Here is a 705-nt window from a genome sequence, read left to right on the forward strand (position 1 = left end):
CCGGCGCGCTGCTGTCGCACTGGCAGTTTGGCGCCACGCGCGGCCCCGGCGGCCCGAAGGTGCGAGTGCTGAGCCCGACGGTGGCCGAGCACGGCTGGGCCTCGCGCCACACGGTGATCGAGATCGTCAACGACGACATGCCGTTCCTGGTCGATTCGACCTCGTCCGAGATCAACCGCCAGGGGCTGACGCTGCACCTGATCGTGCACCCGATCTACCGCGTCGAACGCGCCGCCGACGGCACGCTGACCGGCATCAGCGCCGGCACCGATGCAGGCCCCGGCACGCGCGAATCGTGGATGCACATCGAGATCGACCGCCTGGTCGACCCGCAGCAAAAGGCCGATCTGGTGGCCGGCATCGAGCATGTGCTGGGCGATGTGCGCGCAACGGTCGAAGACTGGAAGCCGATGGTCGCGCGCTTGCATGAGGCGATCGCCGAACTGGGCCAGTTGCCCGACACGCTGCCGGCCGAACAGGTGGCCGAGAGCCGCGCATTCCTCGAATGGCTGGCCGACGACCATCTGACGCTGCTGGGCTACCGTCAGCACGAGCTGGTCAACCTGGCCGGCGACAGCGCACTGCGCCTGGTGCCGGGCAGCGGGCTGGGTGTTCTTCGAGAGACCGAGGCCGACAAGGCCTCGTCGGGCCTGTCGCAACTGCCGGCCAATGCCCGCGAGCTGGCCCATGCGCCGACGCCAGTGC

At 69.5% G+C, this 705-nt stretch carries 1 pseudogene; it reads left to right on the forward strand.

The window, feature by feature from the left end:
- Positions 1-705, forward strand: a pseudogene (locus AC1DYI_RS37630) (NAD-glutamate dehydrogenase); the annotation flags it as partial.

Source organism: Ideonella sp. P3_A4, assembly GCF_056403075.1.